General features: G+C 62.9%; 18 protein-coding genes. 10 read left to right on the top strand and 8 right to left on the bottom strand.

Annotated features, from left to right (window positions below; translation table 11 throughout):
• Positions 1-8: 8 nt before the first annotated feature.
• From G489_RS0116975 to G489_RS0116960, 4 genes are all read right to left on the bottom strand, one after another.
• The gene (locus G489_RS0116975; protein WP_029042517.1) at positions 9-2,549 is read right to left on the bottom strand and encodes a membrane-bound PQQ-dependent dehydrogenase, glucose/quinate/shikimate family; all 2,541 of its coding nucleotides are present in this window, start codon (positions 2,547-2,549) and stop codon (positions 9-11) included.
• Positions 2,550-2,781: 232 nt separating this feature from the next.
• Positions 2,782-3,549: a MerR family transcriptional regulator gene (locus G489_RS0116970; RefSeq protein WP_029042516.1), complete on the bottom strand. Its 768-nt coding sequence runs from the start codon at positions 3,547-3,549 to the stop codon at positions 2,782-2,784.
• A 78-nt stretch (positions 3,550-3,627) separates the two neighbouring features.
• The gene (gene arfB / locus G489_RS0116965) at positions 3,628-4,050 is read right to left on the bottom strand and encodes an alternative ribosome rescue aminoacyl-tRNA hydrolase ArfB (RefSeq protein WP_029042515.1); all 423 of its coding nucleotides are present in this window, start codon (positions 4,048-4,050) and stop codon (positions 3,628-3,630) included.
• Between the two features lie 61 nt (positions 4,051-4,111).
• Positions 4,112-5,368, bottom strand: coding sequence for a M24 family metallopeptidase (locus G489_RS0116960; protein WP_029042514.1), 1,257 nt, complete (start codon positions 5,366-5,368; stop codon positions 4,112-4,114).
• Between the two features lie 231 nt (positions 5,369-5,599).
• On the opposite strand from G489_RS0116960, the gene G489_RS0116955 reads away from it, so the two are divergent.
• The 10 genes from G489_RS0116955 (at position 5,600) to G489_RS22075 (ending at position 19,532) form a co-directional block, all read left to right on the top strand.
• Positions 5,600-6,997, top strand: a complete 1,398-nt coding sequence (locus tag G489_RS0116955) for a glycine cleavage T C-terminal barrel domain-containing protein (RefSeq protein WP_210162626.1) — start codon at positions 5,600-5,602, stop codon at positions 6,995-6,997.
• Positions 6,998-7,019: 22 nt separating this feature from the next.
• Positions 7,020-7,913: a methylenetetrahydrofolate reductase gene (locus G489_RS21235; RefSeq protein ID WP_051332769.1), complete on the top strand. Its 894-nt coding sequence runs from the start codon at positions 7,020-7,022 to the stop codon at positions 7,911-7,913.
• A gap of 24 nt (positions 7,914-7,937) precedes the next feature.
• Positions 7,938-9,671 carry a formate--tetrahydrofolate ligase gene (locus G489_RS0116945; RefSeq protein ID WP_035873250.1) on the top strand — a complete coding sequence of 578 codons (1,734 nt, stop codon included), beginning with the start codon at positions 7,938-7,940 and terminating at the stop codon, positions 9,669-9,671.
• A complete protein-coding gene (locus tag G489_RS0116940; RefSeq protein ID WP_029042511.1) occupies positions 9,668-10,561 on the top strand; it encodes a hypothetical protein in 894 nt (297 codons plus the stop codon). Before G489_RS0116945 ends, G489_RS0116940 begins: the two co-directional genes overlap by 4 nt.
• A complete protein-coding gene (locus G489_RS0116935) occupies positions 10,558-12,993 on the top strand; it encodes a GcvT family protein (protein ID WP_029042510.1) in 2,436 nt (811 codons plus the stop codon). Before G489_RS0116940 ends, G489_RS0116935 begins: the two co-directional genes overlap by 4 nt.
• A gap of 123 nt (positions 12,994-13,116) precedes the next feature.
• On the top strand, positions 13,117-14,100 hold the full coding sequence (locus tag G489_RS0116930; protein WP_029042509.1) for a GlxA family transcriptional regulator: 984 nt from the start codon (positions 13,117-13,119) through the stop codon (positions 14,098-14,100).
• 134 nt (positions 14,101-14,234) lie between these two features.
• Positions 14,235-15,491 (top strand): sarcosine oxidase subunit beta family protein, encoded by a 1,257-nt coding sequence (locus G489_RS0116925; RefSeq protein ID WP_029042508.1) that lies wholly within the window; start codon positions 14,235-14,237, stop codon positions 15,489-15,491.
• An 11-nt stretch (positions 15,492-15,502) separates the two neighbouring features.
• Complete coding sequence (locus G489_RS21230; protein WP_051332768.1) at positions 15,503-15,904, top strand: sarcosine oxidase subunit delta; 402 nt, start codon at positions 15,503-15,505, stop codon at positions 15,902-15,904.
• The gene (locus G489_RS21225) at positions 15,901-18,912 is read left to right on the top strand and encodes a sarcosine oxidase subunit alpha family protein (RefSeq protein ID WP_035873247.1); all 3,012 of its coding nucleotides are present in this window, start codon (positions 15,901-15,903) and stop codon (positions 18,910-18,912) included. Before G489_RS21230 ends, G489_RS21225 begins: the two co-directional genes overlap by 4 nt.
• Positions 18,909-19,532: a sarcosine oxidase subunit gamma gene (locus G489_RS22075; RefSeq protein ID WP_051332767.1), complete on the top strand. Its 624-nt coding sequence runs from the start codon at positions 18,909-18,911 to the stop codon at positions 19,530-19,532. The genes G489_RS21225 and G489_RS22075 overlap by 4 nt, the downstream gene beginning before the upstream one ends.
• A gap of 370 nt (positions 19,533-19,902) precedes the next feature.
• On the opposite strand, the gene hpaD is transcribed toward G489_RS22075, so the two are convergent.
• The 4 genes from hpaD to G489_RS0116890 form a co-directional block, all read right to left on the bottom strand.
• The gene (gene hpaD, locus G489_RS0116905; RefSeq protein WP_029042507.1) at positions 19,903-20,760 is read right to left on the bottom strand and encodes a 3,4-dihydroxyphenylacetate 2,3-dioxygenase; all 858 of its coding nucleotides are present in this window, start codon (positions 20,758-20,760) and stop codon (positions 19,903-19,905) included.
• Between the two features lie 115 nt (positions 20,761-20,875).
• Entirely contained in the window at positions 20,876-21,247 is a 372-nt protein-coding gene (locus G489_RS0116900; protein WP_029042506.1) for a GFA family protein, read from the bottom strand.
• A 148-nt stretch (positions 21,248-21,395) separates the two neighbouring features.
• Positions 21,396-22,106, bottom strand: coding sequence for a DUF4386 domain-containing protein (locus G489_RS0116895; protein ID WP_029042505.1), 711 nt, complete (start codon positions 22,104-22,106; stop codon positions 21,396-21,398).
• A 53-nt stretch (positions 22,107-22,159) separates the two neighbouring features.
• The gene (locus tag G489_RS0116890) at positions 22,160-23,062 is read right to left on the bottom strand and encodes an alpha/beta fold hydrolase (RefSeq protein ID WP_029042504.1); all 903 of its coding nucleotides are present in this window, start codon (positions 23,060-23,062) and stop codon (positions 22,160-22,162) included.
• Positions 23,063-23,076: the final 14 nt, after the last annotated feature.

Raw genomic sequence — 23,076 nt, 5'->3', positions numbered from 1 at the left:
TCCGGTGCTCAGGCGTTGTCGTTGCCGGGAAGAGCCCAGGCAACCACAGCATCGCTGACCCCGGTTTCCATGAAGTGATGACCCCCCGGCATCAGCACCAGGTACTGCCGGCCATCCGCTTCATAGGTGATCGGGTTGGCCTGCCCGCCTGCCGGCAACTCGTCGGTCCAGACAACCTCACCGGTCTCGATATCAATCGCCCGGATCAGATTGTCGGTGGCCGCAGCGATGAAGATCAGCCCGCCGCCGGTCACGACAGAGCCGCCATTATTGGGGGTGCCGATCGGAATGGGCAGTAATGACGGGATACCGAACGGCCCATTGGCGCGGGCCTCGCCCAAGGGGCGGTCCCAGACCGTTTCCCCGGTGGCCAGATCGATGGCCCTGATACCGCCATAAGGCGGTTGCTTGCACATCAGGCCGGTAAAGTCCTGGCGCCAGCCCGCATTCACATCGATCGCGTAAGGCGAACCGGCTTGCGGATTGTTGTGGCTTTGACCGGGAATATTGATCGGCACTAGACCACGTTCCCGGGCCTCTTCGCGAGACAGAAGCCGATTGTAGTTCGGCATGTCGTTATAGTTGGCGATCAACAGGCCGCGTTCGGGATCGACCGCGACACTGCCCCAGTCCGAGCCGCCATTATAGCCAGGATACTGAATCCAGCGCTTGTCGAGCGTAGGCGGCGTGTATTCGCCGTCATAAACCGCCTGATGGAACTGGATGCGGCAGAACATCTGGTCGATCGGCGACATCCCCCACATATCCTCGGGTTTGAGCCGATCCTTGGCAAGCGTGTGAAAGCCTGAGAAGGGCTGGGTATCCGAGAGGTTCTCGGGCTCGACACCGCCGCCCGGCACTTCGCGTTCGGCAACATCGAAGACCGGCTCCCCGGTGCGCCGGTCGAGCACGAAGATCTCGCCCTGCTTGCTCGGCAGGATCACCGACGGCACGGTTTCTCCCTCGATTGACAGATCGACCAGGGTGGGTTGCGACCCCAGGTCGTAGTCCCACACATCGTAATGCACCGTCTGGAACGTCCAGACCTCTTCGCCGGTCCGCGCATCAAGTGCGACCAGCGAACTGCTGTACTCGTTCTCGCAGGCCGAACGATTGCCGCCGAAATAGTCGACAGCCGAGTTGCCGAGCGGGACATAGACATAGCCGAGTTCCTGGTCTGCCGCGGCGGCGGTCCACATATTGGGCGTGCCGCGGGTATAGGTTTCCCCGGCCGCCGGTTTTCCTGTGAGCCCCGGCTTGCACATATCCCAGGCCCAGACCAGTTCGCCGGTCCGTGCATCGAACCCGCGAATGACCCCGGAAGGCGCATCCTCGGCCTGGCCGTCGAGCACCTGGGCGCCAACGACAACGACGCCGCGCACAATGGTCGGGACGGCGACATGCCCATACCAGCCCGGCACCACATCGCCGATGCCTTCATGCATGTCGACCATACCCGCCGTTCCGAAATCGCTGCAGGGCTGCCCGGTCTCGGCGTCGACAGCAATCAGTCGCGCATCAAGCGTGCCTTCGATGATGCGGGCCGAACAAGGCGTGTCAGGATCGGCATCGGGGACCTTGTAGTAAGAAACGCCCCGGCAGGTCGCACCATAGGGGATCGCGTCGTCGGGCACGCCGGGATCGTAGCGCCAGCGCTCGAGGCCGGTGCCGGCGTCAAGAGCAATGATTTCATTGGTCGCAGAGCACAGATAGACGCTGTCGCCGACCTTGATCGGGGTCGTTTCGGGCGAGTATTTGCCCTTGGTTTCCTTGTTGGGGAGATCCCCTGTGTGGAAGGTCCAGACCCGCTTGAGCTGGCCGACATTGTCTGCGGTAATGTCGGAAAGCGGCGAATAACGCACCGCCTGGACGCCGCCGCCATAGACCGGCCAGTCCGTGCCGGCCTCCAGCGTCTCTTCGGGTTTGGCCCGCGCGGCGGACGCGACCCTGCCCTGATCCAGAGCATCGCCGGTGTCTTCAACCGGTTGAGGCGCTTCGGCAGGTTCCAACGCCGCGGCCGGTGTCTGGGTCGTCTCGGCATCCTCGGCCTGCGATCCGGCGCTCTGCGCAGTGACCTGCGGGCTAAAACTCACATATCCCGCAGCTCCGGCCACCGCCAGGGCGACCACCGCTACTGACACCCCCGCCATGGCCGGCCTGCCTTGCGCTGATCGGCTCGAACTCCCGCGCTTCAGGATCGGGATCGAAGCCAGAACCAAGACAAGCATGACCGAGGGCGCCACCAGCCTCGGCACTTGGGCCCAACCGTCAAATCCGGCCTCCCAAAGCGCCCAGACGAGGGTGAAGGCGTAGGTCAGAAGGTAAAGCCAGACCGCCCCTATCGAGCGCCTGAAATAGAAAAAAGCTGTGGCGATCAGTCCGATGCCCGCCACCAGGTAATAGAATGTACCGCCAAGCGTGATCAGCCAAATCCCGCCAACAGACAGGATCAGACCGATCACGCCGAAAATCGCACCCAGCAGACGGCTCAGGCCGAACTGCCAGGCGGAAGGGCGTTTTGATGATTGCGGATGGGAATCGCGGGTCATTTCTCTCTCCTCTGGGGCAGTTCCCGGAGATGGCGGAGAAACGTTCGGTTCCGGAGATCTCCGGCGGGCGATTTCAATTTCCTGATTGAGGGCCAAACTCCGCTCGATGCGGTTTTGTTCCGTCGGAAACGGGCATTTCGTCGAAAATCGCCGACAGCATTCGGCAAAAAAGGGCGCGCCCTGCAGCGCGCCCAATCCTTCGGTCGAGGCTGACTCGACTGACCGAAAGCGGCTAGCCCTGCCGCTCTGCCCAGGCCTTCATCGCATCGGTCAGATAGGTGGTGAACCCCTTGGCGATGCTTTCATACCGGGCCTCGAAATCCGGGTGCGACAGATACATGTCCGCCAGCCCGGCATAGGCCTGAGGCGGGCACGGCTTGTCCCACATTCGCGCCACCCAGGCCCGGTGGATCTCGATCAGCGGGTCATTGGCAGAATCCTCGGCAGAAATGCCGCGATCCATGGCATTGGCCAGGCCCTGTTCGGCAATCGCAAGCTGCTTCATCGCCGCTTCCATATCGCCCTTGGTCCAGTCAGCCATGACCTGTTTCGACCGCTTGATATCCTCGGCCATGTCCGGCCCGTATTTTTCGACCAGCCAGGCCTCGTATTCGGCCTGCTTTTCGGCGGGCACCAGGCCCGAATAAAGATCCATGTCGCTCATCACGTCGTCTCCTTTGAGATCGGCGATCGTGCGGTCGATCGTCCTTATGAGGTCGGCATAATGTTCCGCTTCGGTCTGAAGCTTGCGCCGGTGCTTTTGAAGCGTTGCCACCCGGTCGAAATCGGGATCGTCAAGGATCGCCGAAATCTCTTCGAGCGGCAGGCCCAGCGCCCGGTGCAAGAGGATCTGCTGCAGCCGCAGCAATTCCTCCCGCCCGTAGTAGCGATAGCGGTTCTCGCCGATATGCGCGGGCGGCAGTAATCCGATCTCGTCATAATGATGCAGGGTCCGCACCGTGACCCCGGACATTCTTGCGACTTCACTGACCGTATACATAAGCTGCCTCCGCGTTCCGCAGGACCGTGAGATAGTTGCTCACGTCGCGTGAGGGTCAACACCGGTTTTGAAGTTTTTTCATTCGAAACGAGAAGGCCCCTTGCGCAGCTTCTTGATCTGGCCGCGCTTGGTTTTGGCTTCGAGCCGCCGCTTTTTCGAACCGAGCGTGGGCCGGGTCTTCTTGCGTGCCTTGGGTGGAGTCGCCGCCTTGGACAGTAAAGCCACCAGCCGCGCAACCGCATCCTCGCGGTTGAGCTCCTGGCTGCGATGCTGTTCGGCGAAGATGATGATCTCGCCATTCTTGGTCAGCCGGCTGCCTGCGAGCCGCGCGGCCCGCTCCTTGACCGCGCGGGTCAGGCTAGCCGAGCCCATCAGATCGAACCGCAACTGAACCGCGCTCGCCACCTTGTTGACGTTCTGCCCGCCCGGCCCCGAGGACCGGACAAAGGAGAAATCGAGCTCGCTGTCCTCGATGGCAACGCTGTCGGTAATCGCGATCATCGCACGCGACCATAGGGGCTCTGGTCCGTGATGCCCAGCATCGCTTCCGCCAGCATCGGCATCAGACCATCAGATCGTCTTCGAACGGGAATTCGCTGAGCAATTCGGTGCCGGTCTCGGTGATCAGGATCTGCTGTTCGAGCTTGACCCCCTCGGCCCCGCCTTCCTCCCCGATATAGCTTTCGACGCAGACCGTCATGCCCGGCTCGAGAACCCCGTCATAACCGGCATCGGGGAAATCGGCCCGGTGATAGAGATAGGGATATTCGCCGGTCATGCCGCAGCCATGGGCAGAGAGATAGTAGCGGTTGGCCCAGTATTTTTCCGGGATCGACCAGGCCTTGTCGGCATAATCGCGGAAGGTGAGACCCGGGCCGATGATCGCCATGTTGTGGGCGATCTGCTCGAGCGCGGTCTTGTAGAGTTCGCGCTGGGCAGCACTTGGCCTGCCCGGCCCCGAATGAAAGGTGCGCGAGAAATCGGCGTAATAGCCGAAACACCCCACCACATCGGTATCGAGCGCGATCAATTCGTTCTCACCGATCACCCGAGACCCGGCTTCCTGGAACCAGGGATTGCTGCGCGGGCCAGAATTCAGAAGCCGGGTTTCGATATAGTCCCCGTTCTGCTCGATCACCGCCTGATGCAGCACAGCCCACAAAGCGGTTTCGGTCATGCCGGGCCGGATCGCCCGCCGCAGTCGCGCAACCCCCACCTCGGTCGCCCGCAGCGAAGCGATCACGCATTTCATTTCCTCGGACGATTTGATTGCTCGCGCCCGTTCGACAGGCGCCTGCGCATCGACGATTTCAAAGCCTTGATCCTTCAGCGCGATTGCCGCGCCGGCATTGAGCCGTTCGAGCCCGACCCGGGCGCCAGGTTCGACAAGCTCGCTGAGAAGCGCGCCGGTCTTCCGGGCCCAGGCTTTTTCACGCTCGGCGATCTCTTCGCCTGCCGCCACATAGCTCGCAGTGACCGCGGGGCGTACCTCGGTCAGCGTTTCGAGCCCGTCGGCGAGGTGTGCGCAGCCTGTGAATTCGAACAGTATCGCGTCGTTCGAGGTCAGCACGAGATAGCGAGATGGCTGGTTGCGGGAGGTAAAGACCTGCATGTTCCGGGCGCCGGTCGCATAGCGGATATTGACCGGATCGCTGAGAATGAGGGCTCCTATCTCACGCTCGCGCATTTGCTCGCGCACCCGCCCCAGGCGATAGGCGCGAACCTTGACCATATCCACCTCGCCCTCGACCGGTGTGCGGTCGAGCTGCGCCAATTGGGCAAGGTCTGTGCGTCCCGCGTGCCAGTCGAATTCAGCCAAACAGGCCTCCCTTTTCACCCATCCTGCATGGCGTGTTTCAATTTGCCAATCACCAACCCGCGGCCAGACCCTTGATCCCCATACGGGATTCCGGCTCCCCAAGTTTGGGTCAGCATCTGCGACCGTTGTGGCGTTTTTTGAACATATTGCGTCGCCGCCGGTCTAACGCGGCGATTTCGACGGGAGCAGTCTGACGCATCGAACAACCATTGCGAGACCCGGGTGAGCCAGATGAGCATGACCGAGCAGACCGAGTTCCCTTCCGTGAGCCCCCTCAACACGGATGGCAACGTGCCCTCCACAGCCGAACTGGCCCGCCGCATAGCCGGCCAGGTCACAACTGTTGACCAGTCCGACCGCAGCGTTCCGATCAATCTGAGACAATCGGGCCGCACCCCGGTCGAGATGCTGATCTCCACCCGGGTCCGCAAGTCCCCCTACTGGCACCTCTCCCATGAAGCGGGGTGCTGGCGCGCCACGGTCTACAACCGGATCTATCATCCGCGCGGCTATGTCCGCCCCGAGGATGGCGGCGCCATGGTCGAGTATGACGCGCTGATCAATCACGTCACCATGTGGAACGTGGCCGTCGAGCGCCAGATCCAGGTGAAGGGCCCCGACGCCGAGGCCTTTGTCGACTACGTGATTACCCGCGATGCAACGCTGATCAAACCGATGCGCGGCAAATATGTGATCCTGTGCAACGAGGCCGGCGGCATTCTCAACGATCCCGTGCTGCTGCGCATCGCCGAGGACGAATTCTGGTTCTCGATCTCTGACAGCGACCTCGAAATGTGGCTGCGCGGAGTGAATATCGGCAAGGGCTTCGACGTCAGCATCAAGGAGATCGATGTCGCGCCGGTTCAAATTCAGGGTCCGAAATCCGAGGACCTGATGGCCGACCTGTTCGGCGACGCAGTTCGCGACATTCCCTATTACGGGTTGATGGCCGGCCAGGTCGCCGGGCGCGACGTGATCATTTCCCAGACCGGCTTCACCGGCGAAAAAGGCTACGAGATCTACCTCTACGACGCCACGCTCTACGCCGAAGACATGTGGAACACCGTGCTGGCCGCCGGCGAGAAGCACAATCTGATGGTGATCGCTCCGGCCCACCATCGCCGCATCGCCGCGGGCATCCTGTCATGGGGGCAGGACATCGACCAGGAAACCCTGCCCTTCCAGTGCAACCTTGCCTACCAGGTGCCGCGCAAGAAGGCCGGTGACTATATCGGCAAGGCGAAGCTCGAAGAGGTGCGCGCCGAGATCGAAGCCGGTCGTCCGCCGTTCAAGAACAAAATGGTCGGCATCACCTTCGGTGGTCTGCCGGTGACGGACTACGCTCCCGATTTCTGGCTGATCTGCCTGCCCGGCACCACCGAGCCGGTGGGCTATGTCACCTCGCCCTGGTACTCGCCTGAACTGCAGGTCAACATCGCTTTGGCCTGGGTACCGGTCGAGCACACCGACATCGGCACCAAGCTCGAGGTCTGGCTGCCCGACGAATACGCCATGGGCCATCCCGGCAATACCGTCGATGCGGAAGTCGTCGAAGTGCCCTTCCGGCCCTCGGTTAATCCCAATGCCCGCGAAGTGGCCAAGTACAAGGGCCGCGACTACGCCGACTGACCTCCATCGAGGAGTAAGCCGCATGAGTGCGCTCGAATCCGCGCCCGACCTCAAGACGGTGACAGACGAACGCGATGCGCTGGCGGCCCTGGCCGCCGGCGCCTCCTTCGAGGTCACCGCATCGGCCTATGACAAACTGCCATCTCCCGGGGCGATGCCGGCTGGAACGCGCGTCTATCTGCCTTTCCTGCCAGGCGCCGCCTTTGCCGACAATGTCGAGCTGTGTGGTCGGCTGGCAGGGGCCGGTATGCGGCCGATCCCCCACCTCGCTGCCCGTTCGGTTGTGAGCGAGGCAGAACTCGAGGCCGCCCTGCCGCGCTATGTCGAGGCCGGCGCCGATGGGATCCTGTTGATCGCCGGAGATCCGGACGAGCCGCAGGGGCCCTATGCCGACACCATGCAACTGCTTGAAAGCGGCATACTCATCCGGCACGGGATCAACCGCATCGGCGTGGCCGGCCATCCCGAAGGGCATCCCAGAGCCGGCAATGACGTGCTGCTGGATGCCCTCAGGTTCAAGCAGGCCTATGCCCGCGAGCAGAGCATCGACATGTGGGTGACGACCCAGTTCGTGTTCGAGGCGGATCAGCTCGCACAATGGGACCGCGAACTGCGCGATGCCGGGATCGACATGCCGGTTCATGTCGGCATACCGGGCCCCGCCAAAATGCGCACGCTTTTGTCCTTTGCGCTGAGCTGCGGCGTGGGCACATCGATGCGCATGCTGCAAAAGCGGCCAGGCGCTGCCAGACTGCTTGGCCGCTGGTCGCCGGACGAGCTTCTGTCAAATATCGCCGCCCATGTTGCTGCCACACCGCACAGCCTGATCGAAGGCGTGCACATCTACCCCTTTGGCGGCCTCAACGGCGCACTCGAATGGCGCGCGGGATACCTCACCACCCACGCCTGGGTCTGAAATCAAGCTCTCGGGAGCGTTCGCATGGACTACGCCCTCAAACCCGCATCGCATCAGACGCAGGCCGACGATCTGCCCCCGCCCGGTGCTCCGGACATTGAGATTGCGCGGGCCGCAACCATGCAGCCCATTCTCGGCCTCGCCGAAGAGAAAATGGGTATCCCGGCAGAGGCGCTGGTGCCGCATGGCCATTACAAGGCCAAGCTCTCCGGCGACTTCATGGCCTCGCTCAAGGATCGCCCTCGCGGCAAGCTGGTGCTGGTCACAGCCATAACCCCAACCCCCGCGGGTGAAGGCAAGACCACCACCAGCGTCGGCCTCAATGACGGGCTGAACCATCTCGGCACCCGATCCGCCGTGTGCCTGCGCGAACCGTCGCTCGGCCCGTGTTTCGGCATGAAAGGCGGGGCCGCCGGTGGCGGCCGTGCCCAGGTTCTGCCGATGGAAGACATCAACCTGCATTTCAATGGCGATTTCCACGCGATTACGGCCGCGCACAACCTGCTGGCAGCCATGCTCGACAATCACATCCATTGGGGCGGCGAGCCCGAGGTCGACCCGCGCCGGATCACCTTCAAGCGCGTGATGGACATGAATGACCGAGCCTTGCGCAACATCGTTGCCGGCCTGGGCGGCCCGGCCCACGGGGTGCCGCGGGAGGACGGGTTCGATATCACCGTTGCCTCCGAGATCATGGCGATCTTCTGCCTGGCCGAAGACCTTGCCGATCTTCAGCAGCGCCTGGGCCGCATCATCGTCGGCTATACGCGCGACAAGACCCCGGTGACCGCTGCCGAGATCGGTGCCGATGGTGCCATGGCCGTGTTGCTGCGGGATGCCTTCCAGCCCAATCTGGTGCAGAGCATCGAGCACGCCCCGGCCTTCATCCATGGCGGCCCCTTCGCCAATATCGCCCATGGCTGCAACTCGGTGGCCGCCACCAAGGCAGCGCTGGCGCTCAATGATGTGGTCGTGACCGAGGCAGGGTTCGGCGCGGATCTCGGCGCCGAAAAATTCCTCGACATCAAATGCCGCCAATCCGGCCTTGCCCCCGATGCGGTGGTGCTTGTGGCGACCATCCGCGCCCTCAAGATGCAGGGCGGGGTCGCCAAGGCCGATCTCGACCGTCCCGACCCCGAAGCGGTCAGGCGCGGCGGTGTGAACCTGCGACGCCATGTCGAAAACCTGCGCGGCTTCAACCGCGAGCCGGTCGTGGCGCTCAATCATTTCGTCAAGGACAGTGCCGAAGAGGTTCTGGCCATCGAGGCCCTGTGCCACGAGCTGGGCGTGCGGCTCGCTGTCTCACGCCATTGGGCGGAAGGCGGCGAAGGTGCAAGCGCCCTGGCTCAGGCCGTGCTCGACGCCCTCGAAACGCCGGCAGCTCCGCTCACATTTACCTATGAGGACGATCTGCCGATCACCGACAAGATCGAGGCCGTCGCCAGGAAAATCTATCGCGCCGGATCGATCTCGCTCACCGACACGGCCCGCCGCTCCATCGCCCAGATCGAAAAACTCGGCTTCGGCCATCTACCGGTCTGCATTGCCAAGACCCAATACAGCTTCTCTTCCGACCCGACCTTGCTCGGCGCGCCGGAAGGCCATGAGCTGCCCGTGCGCGATGTTCGGCTGTCCGCCGGCGCAGGCTTCGTCGTGGCCATCTGCGGGGACATCATGACTATGCCGGGTCTGCCGAGAAAGCCTGCTGCTCTTGGTATCGGCCTTGATGACAGCGGCCAGATCGTGGGTCTGTCATGACCATGGTGGCGCCGGGAGCGCCCCCACCGCCCGTCAACCTGCGCCGCGCGGCCGAGCTACCGGCGGGCGCCGCCGCTCTCAGCGATGCGCTGTTCGCCGGCGAAATGGTTGTCTATTCGGGCATTGCCCCGTTCCAGGCGCTGATCAAACGCGCCCGAGACGTGGTCGAGGATGTTTTCGGCGAGGATCCGCAAATCGCTGAACAGAGCCTCGATCCGGCGACCTTCAAAAAGCATGCATCAAACGCCCGCAAGCAGATCGTCGATCATCCGCATATCCATCGGCTCTGGGTCGAAACGCTCGAGGAGATCGGCTACGAGGCCCGCACGGTGCGCTGCGACAAGATGAGGTTGCGCATTGCGCCGTCGAGCGAAGCCATGCGCTCCCGCCTCATCCGCCCTTTGCCCGTGCACCGCGACAGCTGGGGCTCGGGGATCATGTGCCAGATCAACTGGTGGGCACCGCTCTACCGGCTGCACGAAACCCGCACCATGCTGATCTGGCCCGAAGGCTTCGATCAGCCGATCGCCAACACGACCGAGGAGTGGGACTATCACACCCTGCTCAGCGGCGAGATTCCGGACTATCCGCTTTTGCCCAGGGCCCGCGCCAAGCCGCCGGGCAAGCCCATAGCGGTCATGATCGGCCCGGGCGAATTGCTGGCTTTCTCAGCGGCCCATCTGCATGCCAGCGCCACCGACAGGAGCGGTCAGACCCGCTTCAGCCTCGACACGCGCAGCATCTGGGAAACCGATGTCTGGGCGGGGCGCGGCGCGCCCAATGTCGACAGCGCCACCCCGCCCCATTGGGACATGTTCGGGCGCGCGTCCATTGCCGACCCCGGAAACCAGGAACAGACTGACAGCAACACTCAGGGAGGATCGCGATGAAAAACCATGCCCGCGTTGTAGTGATCGGCGGTGGTGTCGTCGGCGCCGCCACCCTCTACCACCTGACCAAGAAGGGCTGGTCCGATGTCATGCTTATCGAGCGCAAGGAGCTCACCTCCGGCTCGACCTGGCATGCTGCGGGTCTCCTGCCCTTGTTCAATATGAGCTATTCGGTTGGCCAGATTCACAAATACTCGGTCAATCTCTATGGCAGCCTTGAGGAAGAGACCGGCCAGGACGTCGGGTTGCGGCGGGTCAGCAATATCCGTCTGGCAACCACCCAGGACCGAATGGATGAGTTCCGCCAATATGCCGGCGTGGCTGAAACCATCGGCGTCGAGGTCGATTTCCTTACCCCCGAACAGGTCATCGAACACTGGCCACTGGCCGTACCGGACGGTCTGATCGGTGCCATCAGGCACCCGGCGGACGGCTATGTGCAGCCAGCCGACCTGACCAAGGCCTTTGCCATCGGCGCACGAAACGGCGGCGCCCAGATCCACCGTCACACCTGCGTGCTCTCCATCGAGCAGAAGCCGAATGGCGAATGGCTGGTGAAGACCGACCAGGGCGATGTCACCTGCGAGCATGTGGTTTCGGCTACCGGAAACTTCGCACGCCAGACCGGCGCCATGATCGGGCTCGACATTCCGGTGATCCCGGTCGAGCACCAGTATATCGTCACCGAGAAACACCCCGAGATCGTCGCCCGGCATGAGCGCGGCGAACCCGAAATGGGCGTGCTGCGCGAAACCGAAGGCTCCTGGTATATGCGCGAGGAAGCCGGCGGGCTGCTGCTTGGCCCCTATGAGGTCGGTGCACCAGCCTGCTATGTGAACGGGCCATCCGCGGACAGCGAAAACGAACTGTTCCAAGAAGACCTCGACCGGCTGATGCCGCATATCGAATCCGCGATCAACCGCGTGCCGGCCTTTGGCGAAGTGGGCGTCAAACAGGTCTATAACGGGGCCATCGCCTATACGCCCGACGGCAGCCCGATCATCGGCCCGGCCTGGGACAAGAAGAACTTCTGGCTCAATGAAGGGCACAGCTTCGGCATCACGGCCGCGGGCGGCGCCGGCTGGCAGCTCGCCGAGTGGATCGTTGAAGGCGAACCGACCATTGACATGCTTGGTGTCGACCCGCGCCGGTTCGGCGACTATGCCTCCAAATCCTTCCTCATCGAAAAGAACGAGGAAGCCTATGCCAATGTCTTCACGGTCCACTATCCGGATGAGGAACGCCCGGCGGCCCGGCCGTTACGCACCACGCCCTGCTATGACCGCATGGCCGCGCTCGGCGCTGTATTCGGCCAGAAATTCGGCTGGGAGCGCCCCAACTGGTTCGCCCCCGAAGGCACGCCGCGCGAGGACGACTGGTCCTTCCGGCGGTCAAAATGGTTCGAACATGTGGGCAATGAATGCCGCAATGTGATGGAGAATGTCGGCCTGTTGGACATGACCGCATTCGCCAAGGCGCGGGTCTCGGGACCGGGCGCTGAAGCCTTCCTCAATCGGCTGCAAGCCAACACCCTGCCCAAATCCGTCGGGCGGCTGGGGCTCTGCCACGCCCTCAACACCCGCGGCGGCGTGCATTCCGAATTCACGATCTTCAGGGAAGCCGAGGATTCATTCTACCTTGTTTCGGCAGGCGCCTTCAAAAGGCTCGACCATGACTGGCTCGACAAGCATCTGCCCGATGACGGATCAGTGCGGATCGACGACCTCACGACCCGGATGGGGGTTCTGGTTGTCGCCGGTCCCAAAGCGCGTCAGCTCATGGAACGTGTTTGCGGGGACGACGTTTCCGGCAAAGCCTTCCCCTGGTTGACCGGCAAGGACACCACGATCGGTCTTGCGCCCGCCCGCGCGCTGAGGGTCAACTTCGTCGGCGAGCTCGGCTGGGAAATCCATCACGGCATCGAATATCAGAACCACATTTTCGATGCGCTGATGGATGCCGGTGCCGATCTTGGCATCAAGCCGTTCGGCATCCGCGCCATGGAATCGATGCGGGTCGAGAAGTCCTACCGCATGGTGGGCGCTGAACTCTCGATCGAATATGCCGGCTTCGAATCCGGTCTCGACCGTTTCATCAAGCCTGACAAAGGCGACTTCATCGGCCGCGACGCGCTGATGGCCTGGAAGGAAAAAGGGTTCAACAACCGCTTCGTCACCCTAGAGGTCAACGGTCCGAACGACGCCGATGCCCTGGGGAACAACCCGATCTATTCGGGCGGCGAGCTGATCGGACGCGCGACCAGCGGCAATTTCGGCTTCCGCGTCGGCAAGTCCCTTGCTCTGGCCATGGTGCGGCCGGAACTGGCCGAGCTTGGCACCGAACTCGAAATCGACATTCTGGGCCAAAGCTGCGGCGCCCGCATCGTCGAGGAAAGCCCCTATGATCCCGCCAATGAGCGGCTGAGAGCCTAGAGAAGTCAAGCAAGCAAGACGGGCGGACAGGCAGTATTGGGTTGCCCTGTCCGCGAAAGGTCTGCCACTGTATTTGCGTGAACCTTCTCAGCAGCACCGCTGAGGGGAGCCGGGAGGCGGGCGATGTTTGGCGCGGCCCTGACAAGGCTACCCGAGAAGATCGGCTTTCTGCTCATTCCCAATTTCTCGATGATGGCGTTCACGTCTTCCATCGAACCCCTGCGCGCCGCCAATAGGCTTGCCGGCGAACAGCTCTATGAATGGCGCACTTTCTCGATGGATGGCCAGCCGGTCACGGCGAGCAATGATCTCGAGGTCGGGGTGGGCGCCCCGATCGAAGAGGTGCGCGACATCACCACGCTGTTCGTGTGTGCGGGGCTCGGCGCGGCCCGGTTCCGCAATCCGCATATCGCCGGCAAACTGCGCGAACTCTCGCGCCGCGGCATCGCGCTCGGGGGCGTTTGCACCGGCAGCCTGGCGCTGGCGCGTGCCGGCCTGCTCGAAGGCTATCGCTGCACCATCCATTGGGAAAATGTCGAGGGCTTCGCCGAGGAATATCCCGAGCTCGAAATCACCGCGACCATGTTCGAGATCGACCGCAACCGCTACACCAGTTCCGGCGGCACGGCGCCGCTCGACATGATGATCAACTCGATTGCTGTCGATCACGGTGACGACCTCGCTGTCAGGGTGGCCGAGTTCCTGGTCCACCATTCGGTGCGGCACCCGCATGACATGCAGCGCATGCCCCTGCAGCACCGAACCGGCATCACTCACCCCAAACTGCTGGCGGCCATCGCGCATATGGAGGCCTATGTCGAAAGCCCGGTGCCGGTGCATGATCTCGCGGCCTCGGTGAACCTGTCGAGCCGGCAGTTCGAACGCCTGTTCCGCGAGCGGCTGGGCAAGCCGCCATCGCGCTACTATCTCGAACTCAGGCTGCAGCGCGCGCGGCTTTTGCTGCGCCAGACCTCGATGTCGGTATTGCAGATCGCCGTGGCCACCGGCTTTGCCTCGGCCTCGCACTTCACCCGCAGTTACCGGCACTATTTCGACCGCACACCCAGCACCGAGCGCCGCCAGCTTGAGCGCGTGCCGCGCAGTTGATCAAACGAGGCGAAACATGCCGGTGTCGGATCGAGGCAATCAGATGTCGGTTGAAGCACTGTGATGACACCCGCGATGGTTGAGACTCTGCGGGCGAAGCGGTTGGAATAGCGAACAGAAAAACGGCAAACAGCATGACGGCGAAACGCTATTCCCTTCTTTCCCTGTTCCGCGAAGGGCTCAATGGCCACAAGGGCTGGCAGCCGGCCTGGCGGGCCGCCGAGCCCAAACGGCGCTATGACGCCGTCATCATCGGCGGCGGGGGACATGGCTGCGCCACCGCCTATTACCTCGCCAAGGAGCATGGCCTCACCAATATCGCCGTGATCGAGAAGGGCTGGATCGGCGGCGGCAATGCCGGGCGCAACACCACCATCATCCGCTCCAACTATCTCTATGACGAGAGCGCCGCGATCTATGATCATGCCATGCAGCTCTGGAAGGGGCTGGGGCGCGAGCTCAACTTCAACATCATGATGAGCCATCGCGGCGTCCTCAACCTCGCCCATGACGATAATGAGATGCGCCAACTCAAGCGCCGGGTTGAAGCCAACCAGCTGAATGGCGTCGACGCCGAGTGGCTCGATGCGAAACAGGTCAAGGAATACTGCCCGATCATCTCTATCTCCCCCGACGTCCGCTATCCGGTTCTGGGCGCCACACTGCAGCGCTCCGGCGGGGTCAACCGTCACGACGCGGTCGTGTGGGGTTATGCCCGCGCCGCCAGCGCGCTCGGCGTCGATTTCATCGAGAAATGCGAGGTGACCGGCATCGAGATCGAGAACGGCAAGGTCACCGGCGTCAGGACCACAAAGGGAGACATCAAGACCGGCAAGCTTGCCAGCGTCACCGCCGGGCACTCGAGCGTGACCGCGAAAATGGCCGGCATCCGCCTGCCGATCGAAAGTCACCCGCTGCAGGCCCTTGTGTCCGAACCCCTCAAGCCGATCCACAATTGCGTGGTGATGTCGAATGCGGTGCATGCCTATTGCAGCCAGTCCGACAAAGGCGAATTGGTGATCGGGGCAGGTATCGATCCGCATATCTCCTACACGCAGCGCGGCGCCTTCTCGATCCTCGAAGAAGAGATTGCCGCCCTGCTCGAACTGTTTCCGATCTTCTCGCGCCTGAGGCTGATGCGGCACTGGGGCGGGATCGTCGATGTCTGTCCCGACGCCAGCGCCATCATCTCCAAGACCCCGGTTGCGGGCTTTTACATCAATGGGGGCTGGGGCACCGGCGGCTGGAAGGCGACGCCGGGATCGGGTCATGTCTTCGCCGACCTGATCGCAAACGACAAGCCCAACGACATCGCGGCCCCTTTCACCCTAGAGCGTTTCGAAACCGGCAAGCTCGTCGCCGAACACGGCGCGGCAGCGGTTGCGCATTAGGGAGGCGGATCATGCTCATCATCACCTGCCCCTATTGCGGACCGCGCGAGCAAAGCGAATTCCACTATGGCGGAGAAGCGCATATCGCGCGCCCCGCCGATCCACAGGCTCTCACCGACGGGCAATGGGCCGAGTTCGTGTTCATGCGCTCGAATGTGAAGGGTGTTTTCGCCGAGCGGTGGAACCATTCTTCGGGTTGCCGAAAATGGTTCAACGCCCTGCGCGACACGTCCACCGACAGATTCCTGGCGGTTTACGAAATGGGTGCGAAACCGCCCCAGATCGATGCGCCCGAACTCAGAACGCCCGCCGGCGAACCGCTGATCGGCTCGGGCAACGATGAAACCAAGGTGATGACCGAGGCGGAGATGACCGAGGCGGAGATGACCGAGGACCTGGGAGGCGGAAGTTGAACCAACCCTTCCGCCTCCCGGAGGGGGGCCTCATCGACCGGGACAAACCGGTCACCTTCCGCTTTGACGGCAAATCCTATGGCGGATTTGCCGGGGATACGCTCGCCTCGGCGCTGCTGGCCAATGGCGTGCATCACGTGGCCCGGAGTTTCAAATATCACCGCCCGCGCGGCATTCTTGGCGCCGGACCGGAAGACCCGGCGGCGCTGGTGCAGCTCGAGCCGAACACGGCCCGCACCGAACCCAATCTGCGCGCCACGGAAATCGAACTCTATGAGGGGCTTAATGCCGGGGCGCAGAATTGCTGGCCAAGCCTTGGTTTCGATATCGGCGCGATCAACGATGTGTTCTCACGCTTTTTCCCCGCCGGCTTCTACTACAAGACCTTTATGGGCGGGCCGGGCTGGATGTTTTTCGAGCGCTTCATCCGCGCCAGCGCCGGACTGGGCGTGGCGCCGGGCGAGATCGACCCGGACCACTATGAGCACACCAATCGCCATTGCGATGTGCTGATCATCGGCGCCGGCCCCGCGGGCCTCGCCGCCGCACGCGCCGCGGCGTCAACCGGCGCGCGGGTGATCCTTGCCGAACAGACCGCGCATCCCGGCGGCCAGTTGCTCGATGAGGCAGCGGGCCAGACAACGATCGATGGCATGTCCGCACGCGACTGGGTGAAGGCGGTGCGCGAAGAGATCGAGGCGGCGCCGGAGGCGATGGTCCTCACCCGCACCAATGGTTTCGGCTATTACAACGACAACTGGTTCGCCCTGTGCCAGCAGCTTCAGGATCATCTGCCGCTCGCCGAGCGTGATGCGAACAAACCGCGCCAGCGCCTTTGGCATGTCCGTGCCAGACATATCATTCTTGCGACCGGCGCCATCGAACGCCCGCTGGTCTTTGCCGGCAATGACCGTCCTGGCGTGATGCTGGCCGGTGCGGTGCGCCACTATCTTCACCGCCACGCCGTGCTGCCGGGTCGCCGTGCTGCCATCCTCGCCAACAACAATTCGGCCTGGCAAACCGCCTTCGATCTCAAGACTGCAGGCGCCGAAATGGCCGCCATCCTCGACACGCGACCCGACGCACCACAGGTGCTGCGCGACCGCGCCGAAGCGCTTGGCATACCGGTCAAGACGGGCGCTGCGGTGACTGGAACGTTGGGTCGGCGCCGGATCAAGGCGGCCCGCACCGGTGATATCGAAGGAGATCGTATTGCAATCGGGTCTGCGGAGATGATCGGCTGCGACCTGCTGGCGGTCTCCGGCGGCTGGTCGCCCAATGTCGCCCTGTTCTCGCAATCGCGCGGCCAACTGCGCTATGACGACGATATCGCCGGGTTCCGCCCTGCCCGCTCCTGGCAGGAAGAAGCCACTGTCGGCGCAGCCAATGGCACGTTTGACCTCGCAGCGTGCCTTGCCGAAGGGGCCGCAGCGGGCGCCAACGCCGCGCGCGTTGCAGGGTTCGACGATGCATCGCAAAGCGTCCCCAGAGTTAGCGCGCCCCATGCCATCGATTACGACATCACCCCGGCCTGGCGCCTGCCTATGGAGCGCAAGACAGACCGTGCCTTTGTCGATATGCACAACGACGTGACCTCCAAGGACCTCGATCTGGCGGTGCGCGAAGGCTATCGCTCGGTCGAACACGCCAAGCGTTACACGACCCTGGGCATGGGCACCGATCAGGGCAAGACATCGAGCGTCAACGGCTTCGGGATCCTTTCGGAAATCCTCGACACCCCGATCCCCGAGATCGGCGTCACCACCTATCGCCCGCCCTTCAAGCCGGTGACCTTCGGCGCCGTGGCGGGTCAGCATGTCGGGGCGAACTTTCACCCTCGGCGGACGACGCCGATGCACGAGGCACATGTCGAGGTGGGCGCGACCTTCGAAATCGTCGGCGACTGGTTGCGCGCCCGGGTCTACCCGCGGGCAGGCGAAGATTTCGACGCCGCCCTGCAACGCGAATGCAAGGCCGCACGAACTCAGCTGGGCATGCTGGATGCCTCGACTCTCGGCAAGATCGATATCCGCGGCAAGAACGCCCGGGAGTTTCTCAACCGCATCTATTCCAATGCCTGGCTGAAGCTGCCACCCGGGCGTTGCCGCTACGGGCTGATGCTGAATGAAGACGGTATGGTGTTTGACGACGGGGTGACCGCCTGCCTCTCCGACGATCACTTCCACATGACAACCACGACCGGCGGCGCGGCGGGCGTGCTCAACTGGCTCGAGGACTATGCGCAAACCGAGTGGCCGGACCTCGAGGTCTATCTGACCTCGGTCACCGAGCAATGGGCCGTGGCCTCGCTTTGCGGGCCCAATAGCACCGCCCTGATGGCCGAACTGCTCGATGATCTCGACCCCGATCCCGAGAGTTTCCCCTTCATGAGCTGGAGGCCGGCGCATATCGCCGGCATTCCCGTGCGCGTCTTCCGCATCTCGTTCACTGGCGAACTCTCATACGAAATCAACATCCCCGCCCGCTATGGCCGCTGGCTCTGGGACCGCTGCATGGCGCTGGGTGAAAAGCACGGCATCACCCCCTATGGCACCGAAGGCATGCACTTGCTGCGCGCCGAAGCCGGCTTCGTGATTGTCGGGCAGGATACGGACGGTACGGTGACCCCCATCGATCTCGGCATGGACTGGGCGGTGAAGAAGACCGCTGACTTCGTCGGCGCCCGCTCGCTTACACGACCTGACACCGCACGTACCGACCGGAGGCAATTCGTGGGCTTGTTGAGTGAAGACCCGACCATTGTGCTGCCCGAGGGCAGCCAGATCATTGCCACACCACATGAGACTGAGCCGCGCACGCCGATGATCGGTTATGTCACCTCAAGCTATATGAGCCCGAATTTCTCCCGCTCCATCGCCCTCGGCCTGGTGGAGGGCGGACACACCCGCATGGGCGAACCGGTCTATGTGGCGAACAAGAACGGCACCCCGCACCGCGCCAGTATTTCACCCGTCAATTTCCTGAAAGAACTGGGAGGCGCGTCATGACCGAACCTGTCGCCGCCTCTCCGCTCGCACACCGCGAGCCTCTCACCGCCGAAAGGGTGTCCGTGAGTGAGACCGCGTTTCTCGGCATGCTCTCCTTGCGCGGCAGACCCGCCACCATTGGCGAACAGGCTGCAAGCGCCTTGGGCGCGCCATTGCCGTCCGCCGTTGGCGAAACGGCCGTGGCGGGCAACATCACCGCGCTCTGGCTTGGCCCTGACGACTGGCTGTTGGTCACCCCACCGGGCAATGAGGCCGCGCTTGGCACAAAGCTGTCTGACGCGCTGACCGGCACCCATCATCAGCTCACCGATGTCAGCGATTACTACACCGCCATCGACGTCACCGGTGCCGCCGCGCGCGACGTGATGTCAAAGCTGATGGTGATCGATCTGCACCCGCGCGCCCTCAAGCCCGGCATGATTGTCGCGACGGTCTGCGCCAAGGCCAATGTCTGGCTGCATGTGACCGGAAGTGCCGATAGACCGGTTTTGCGCCTGATCGTCCGGCGTTCGCATGCGGACTATTTGTGGTGCCTCATCGCCGAATCCGGCCGCGAATTCGGTCTGCCCCCACAGCTGCCGGTCGGGCGGGTGAAGCTCCACCTGCCCCATTTCGAGTAGGGCCTCGCGGCGGCTCACGCCTACCCCCCGCGTCATTACCCGACTTGTTCGGGTAATCCACATGGACCACCCGGATAAACCGGGTGGTGACGGTAGGATTGTGCATCGCCTTCGCCCTTCGTGGTTCGACAAGCTCACCATGAGGGCTCAGGGGGGAGGGTTGTAGGGCAAGCCTTCCCAAACCCTCCCCCTTGCGGGGAGGGTGGTGAGCGAAGCGAACCGGGTGGGGGTGCTCAAAAACACATGGGCAACCACCAACATAACCCAAGGTCCCCCACCCTGCCTCGCCACGGATTTGGCATAGCCAAATCCTGCTCGTCGTCCCTCCCCGCAAGGGGGAGGGAAAGACCTTGGGGTCTAGTGCTGTGCCTTAGTCAGGCAGGTCGAACACCACATTGGTCTGGCCGGTGCCCGACGAGGGGAAATAGTCGGTGATGACGTGGCCCTTGCCCTTGTATTTGTCCCAGCCAAGCGCGCCGAACAGCATGATGGTGTCGTGCATGTCGCCTTCGCCATCGCAATATTTGGCGTAGTCCGGCAGCATTTCGAGGAACAGTTCGATGTCTCCCTCCTGCCACATCTCCAGAACCCGGCGGTCGACCACCTCGTTGAATTTCGAGGAAATGGTGAAGGTGCCGTTGTTCTCCGCATAGATGTCGTTCGGCCAGATCTGATGGCTGAGCGATCCCGAAGCGATGAGAGCGACGTTGCTGTCCGAGGCTTCGATACCCTTGCGGATGGCTTCGCCAAGTCTGCGCGACGCATCGAGCGAATGCACCGTGCACATGGCAGCGACCGAGACCACCTTGAGGCCTGCATCGGCGTTCATGTAGCGCATCGGCACCAGCGTGCCGTATTCGAGGTCGAGACTGTCGACCTGGTGGCTCAGCGTATAGACGTCCATGTCCCGCGCTGTCTTCGCGATCAGGTCGCCCAGCGCCGCATTGCCTTCGTAAGAATAGGGCAGATCCTTGATGAATTGCGGAAACTCATGGGACGTGAACATGCCCGAGAATTTGTGGTTGGCATTGATGTGATAGGACGCATTGACCAGCCAGTGCGTGTCGAGCACCACGAATGTGTCGGCGCCCGCCTCCCGCGCCATCTCCCCGATCTTCTTGTGACCGTCGATGGCAGACTGCCGCTTGCCTTTGAGCGGTCCATCCAGCTCCGACATCACCATGGTGGGGACGTGAGTGGTCTTGGCGGCGAGTACGATCTTGCCCATGGGTCTTCCCTCCCGGACTAGCTATTTAACATGTGTAATAATACCGCGTTCGACTCCGTTCACATTGATCTGGATCAAGAGGGTCGAAGCTTTGGCGGGACTGAGCGCCGGGCCGTCAGTCCCGGTCGCCCGGATAGCGTCTTGTCCCGGGAAACACCGGCAAAAAGCCCTCGCGGCGTGACGTCCAGAGTTCGTATGTCGGCACGAACTGGTCGGGCGCATCCAAGGCTCCCAGATGCACTTCGATCTCGTCGCCGGATCGCGCGAACACCGAGGATCCGCAGCGCGGGCAGAAATGCCTGCCCTGATAGGCGGACGTCTCCCCACTCACGGTGACCGCATCGGCCGGAAATACCGCTGCCGCGAAAAACAGCGCACCGTGATGTTTCCGGCAATCAAGACAATGGCAGATCCCCACACGATCCGGTTCGCCGGGCGTGACAAGCCGCACGGCACCGCAAAGGCACCCGCCTTTCACCTGAGACATTCCCGGCTCCTCCCGTTTGCAGATCCACCGCACCGCGCCCAGTGGTCTAGCAACGACTGGCCCCGGAGTGAACAAGGATCGCGTTCACACGCCAAAAGGCGCCGGCTATTCGACCGGCGCCTTTTACGTGAGTGGTAGTTCGCGCCGATCAGGCCGGCTGAACCTGCCGCCGGGGCATCACGCCCTTCAGCAGCAAGGCCAGACAGAAGGCCGTTTCGGCCAGCACCGTGATGCCATAGGCCGGTGCGAAAACGTCATAGGCTTCCGGCGCCATAAACCGCAGCGCACTGCCGGTGAGATAGATCATCCCGGCAAGTCCGAGCCCGATCCCAAGGCTCCTGTGCACAAGGCCCGAACGCCAGATCAGAACACCGGTCATCAGCGAATTGATGCCGAAGAAGACGAGCCCCAGATCATAGCCATGCGCATGCATGTTCAAAAGGAACAGGGCGATGGCGTCGCTCTGGCCCGGTGCCAGACCGGAAAGATCCTGCCCTGCCGTGACCAGCAACAGCGCCCCCTGCATGTTCATGAGATTCATCCCGATCATCACCGACTGGATCAGCCGGAAGACCATGGCCGAAAGCGCCAGCACGGGCGCTGCAGAGCGCAGCAGAACAAACAACAGGATGGCAAGGCCGGCATCAGCGATGGCCATGACCAGGTCGGCGGCGATCGAGAGTCGGAAGGCGTTGATGGCGCCGAGGATCGCTTCGGCAGTGCCACCGGCATCGGCGAAGTTCACGAGCGGGCCGCGCAAGGCGACTTCCGAAGTGATGCCGAAGATGATGATGATCAGATAGAGCACACCGGCAAAGCGGGCGATCATGGTTTCAGTGTGAGTGAGTTGAGCGTGCATGACAAACCTCCTTTTCAGGATGGCGCCGGGCGTTGGTAGCCCGGCGCGCTTGTTCAATCTTTGAGGAAAGCGGTGACTGCCTGAGCGAATTCGGGCGCCACCGGTGCGGTGAGGTGATCGGTGCCGGCGATGATGGTGACCGTCGCACCCGGCAGCGCATCGACCAGCGCCTCGACATTTCCGCGTTCGGGATCGTCTTCCCCGGCAATACCCAGAACCGGCACCGCAATGGTACCGAGGACCTCGGCATCGAGAGAGATGATGCCCGGCAGCGAAGCAGCCACTGCTGCCAGGGATGCTGCCGGCTGACCCGGATCGATGCCGTGTGCCGACAACAGATCAAGCATCGCTGCCTGGGCTTCGGGCGGCAGGTCCTGATCGGGGGGCGCCATGGACGCCATGAAGCCGCCAAACGTGTCGACCTCGGCCAGTGCCCCGGCGATGAAGCCATAGGCCTGCGCTTCGGGTTCACCGGAAAGGCCGGAACCCGCCGCAACAACGGAGAGGACCCGGTCATGATGATCGGCGGCCAGGGCAAGCGCCGTTTCAGCGCCCATCGAATAGCCGACAATATGGGCCTGCTCGATGCCGCGAGCGTCCATCAGCCCGATGACATCCTCGACGAGCCTGGCACCGTAGTCCCCTGCATCCTCGGGCTTGTCACTGCGGCCATGGCCACGGGCGTCGAACGCAACGGTGCGAAACTCATCGAGCGGCAGGAGCCCGACTGCGCTCCACATGTCCGAAGACCCTGCAAATCCGTGCAGATAGATCACGGCTTCGCCCGTGCCTTCATCGACAAAATGGATGTCGACACCATCCGCATTATGGATACCGGTTTCCGCCAGGGCGGTGAGCGGTGAAAATGCGACCGCAAGACCGAGCGGGGCAGCGAAGACCAGCTTGCGCAGGCGGCGCAGGATGGAGGTGGGGTTGTGTTGGGTAAGAGCGTGCATGGTTTTCTCCCTTC

The sequence above is a fragment of the Cucumibacter marinus DSM 18995 genome (assembly GCF_000429865.1).
GTDB lineage: Bacteria > Pseudomonadota > Alphaproteobacteria > Rhizobiales > Devosiaceae > Cucumibacter > Cucumibacter marinus.
Note: the sequence above shows the minus strand (reverse complement) of the source record. Positions and strands in the feature narration are given on the sequence as shown.

Coding starts and splice junctions, on each gene's coding strand:
- G489_RS0116975 (WP_029042517.1), bottom strand. CDS start 2,549: ATGACCCGCGATTCCCATCCGCAATCATCAAAACGCCCTTCCGCCTGG.
- G489_RS0116970 (WP_029042516.1), bottom strand. CDS start 3,549: ATGTATACGGTCAGTGAAGTCGCAAGAATGTCCGGGGTCACGGTGCGG.
- arfB (WP_029042515.1), bottom strand. CDS start 4,050: ATGATCGCGATTACCGACAGCGTTGCCATCGAGGACAGCGAGCTCGAT.
- G489_RS0116955 (WP_210162626.1), top strand. CDS start 5,600: ATGAGCATGACCGAGCAGACCGAGTTCCCTTCCGTGAGCCCCCTCAAC.
- G489_RS21235 (WP_051332769.1), top strand. CDS start 7,020: ATGAGTGCGCTCGAATCCGCGCCCGACCTCAAGACGGTGACAGACGAA.
- G489_RS0116945 (WP_035873250.1), top strand. CDS start 7,938: ATGGACTACGCCCTCAAACCCGCATCGCATCAGACGCAGGCCGACGAT.
- G489_RS0116940 (WP_029042511.1), top strand. CDS start 9,668: ATGACCATGGTGGCGCCGGGAGCGCCCCCACCGCCCGTCAACCTGCGC.
- G489_RS0116935 (WP_029042510.1), top strand. CDS start 10,558: ATGAAAAACCATGCCCGCGTTGTAGTGATCGGCGGTGGTGTCGTCGGC.
- G489_RS0116930 (WP_029042509.1), top strand. CDS start 13,117: ATGTTTGGCGCGGCCCTGACAAGGCTACCCGAGAAGATCGGCTTTCTG.
- G489_RS0116925 (WP_029042508.1), top strand. CDS start 14,235: ATGACGGCGAAACGCTATTCCCTTCTTTCCCTGTTCCGCGAAGGGCTC.
- G489_RS21230 (WP_051332768.1), top strand. CDS start 15,503: ATGCTCATCATCACCTGCCCCTATTGCGGACCGCGCGAGCAAAGCGAA.
- G489_RS22075 (WP_051332767.1), top strand. CDS start 18,909: ATGACCGAACCTGTCGCCGCCTCTCCGCTCGCACACCGCGAGCCTCTC.
- hpaD (WP_029042507.1), bottom strand. CDS start 20,760: ATGGGCAAGATCGTACTCGCCGCCAAGACCACTCACGTCCCCACCATG.
- G489_RS0116900 (WP_029042506.1), bottom strand. CDS start 21,247: ATGTCTCAGGTGAAAGGCGGGTGCCTTTGCGGTGCCGTGCGGCTTGTC.
- G489_RS0116895 (WP_029042505.1), bottom strand. CDS start 22,106: ATGCACGCTCAACTCACTCACACTGAAACCATGATCGCCCGCTTTGCC.
- G489_RS0116890 (WP_029042504.1), bottom strand. CDS start 23,062: ATGCACGCTCTTACCCAACACAACCCCACCTCCATCCTGCGCCGCCTG.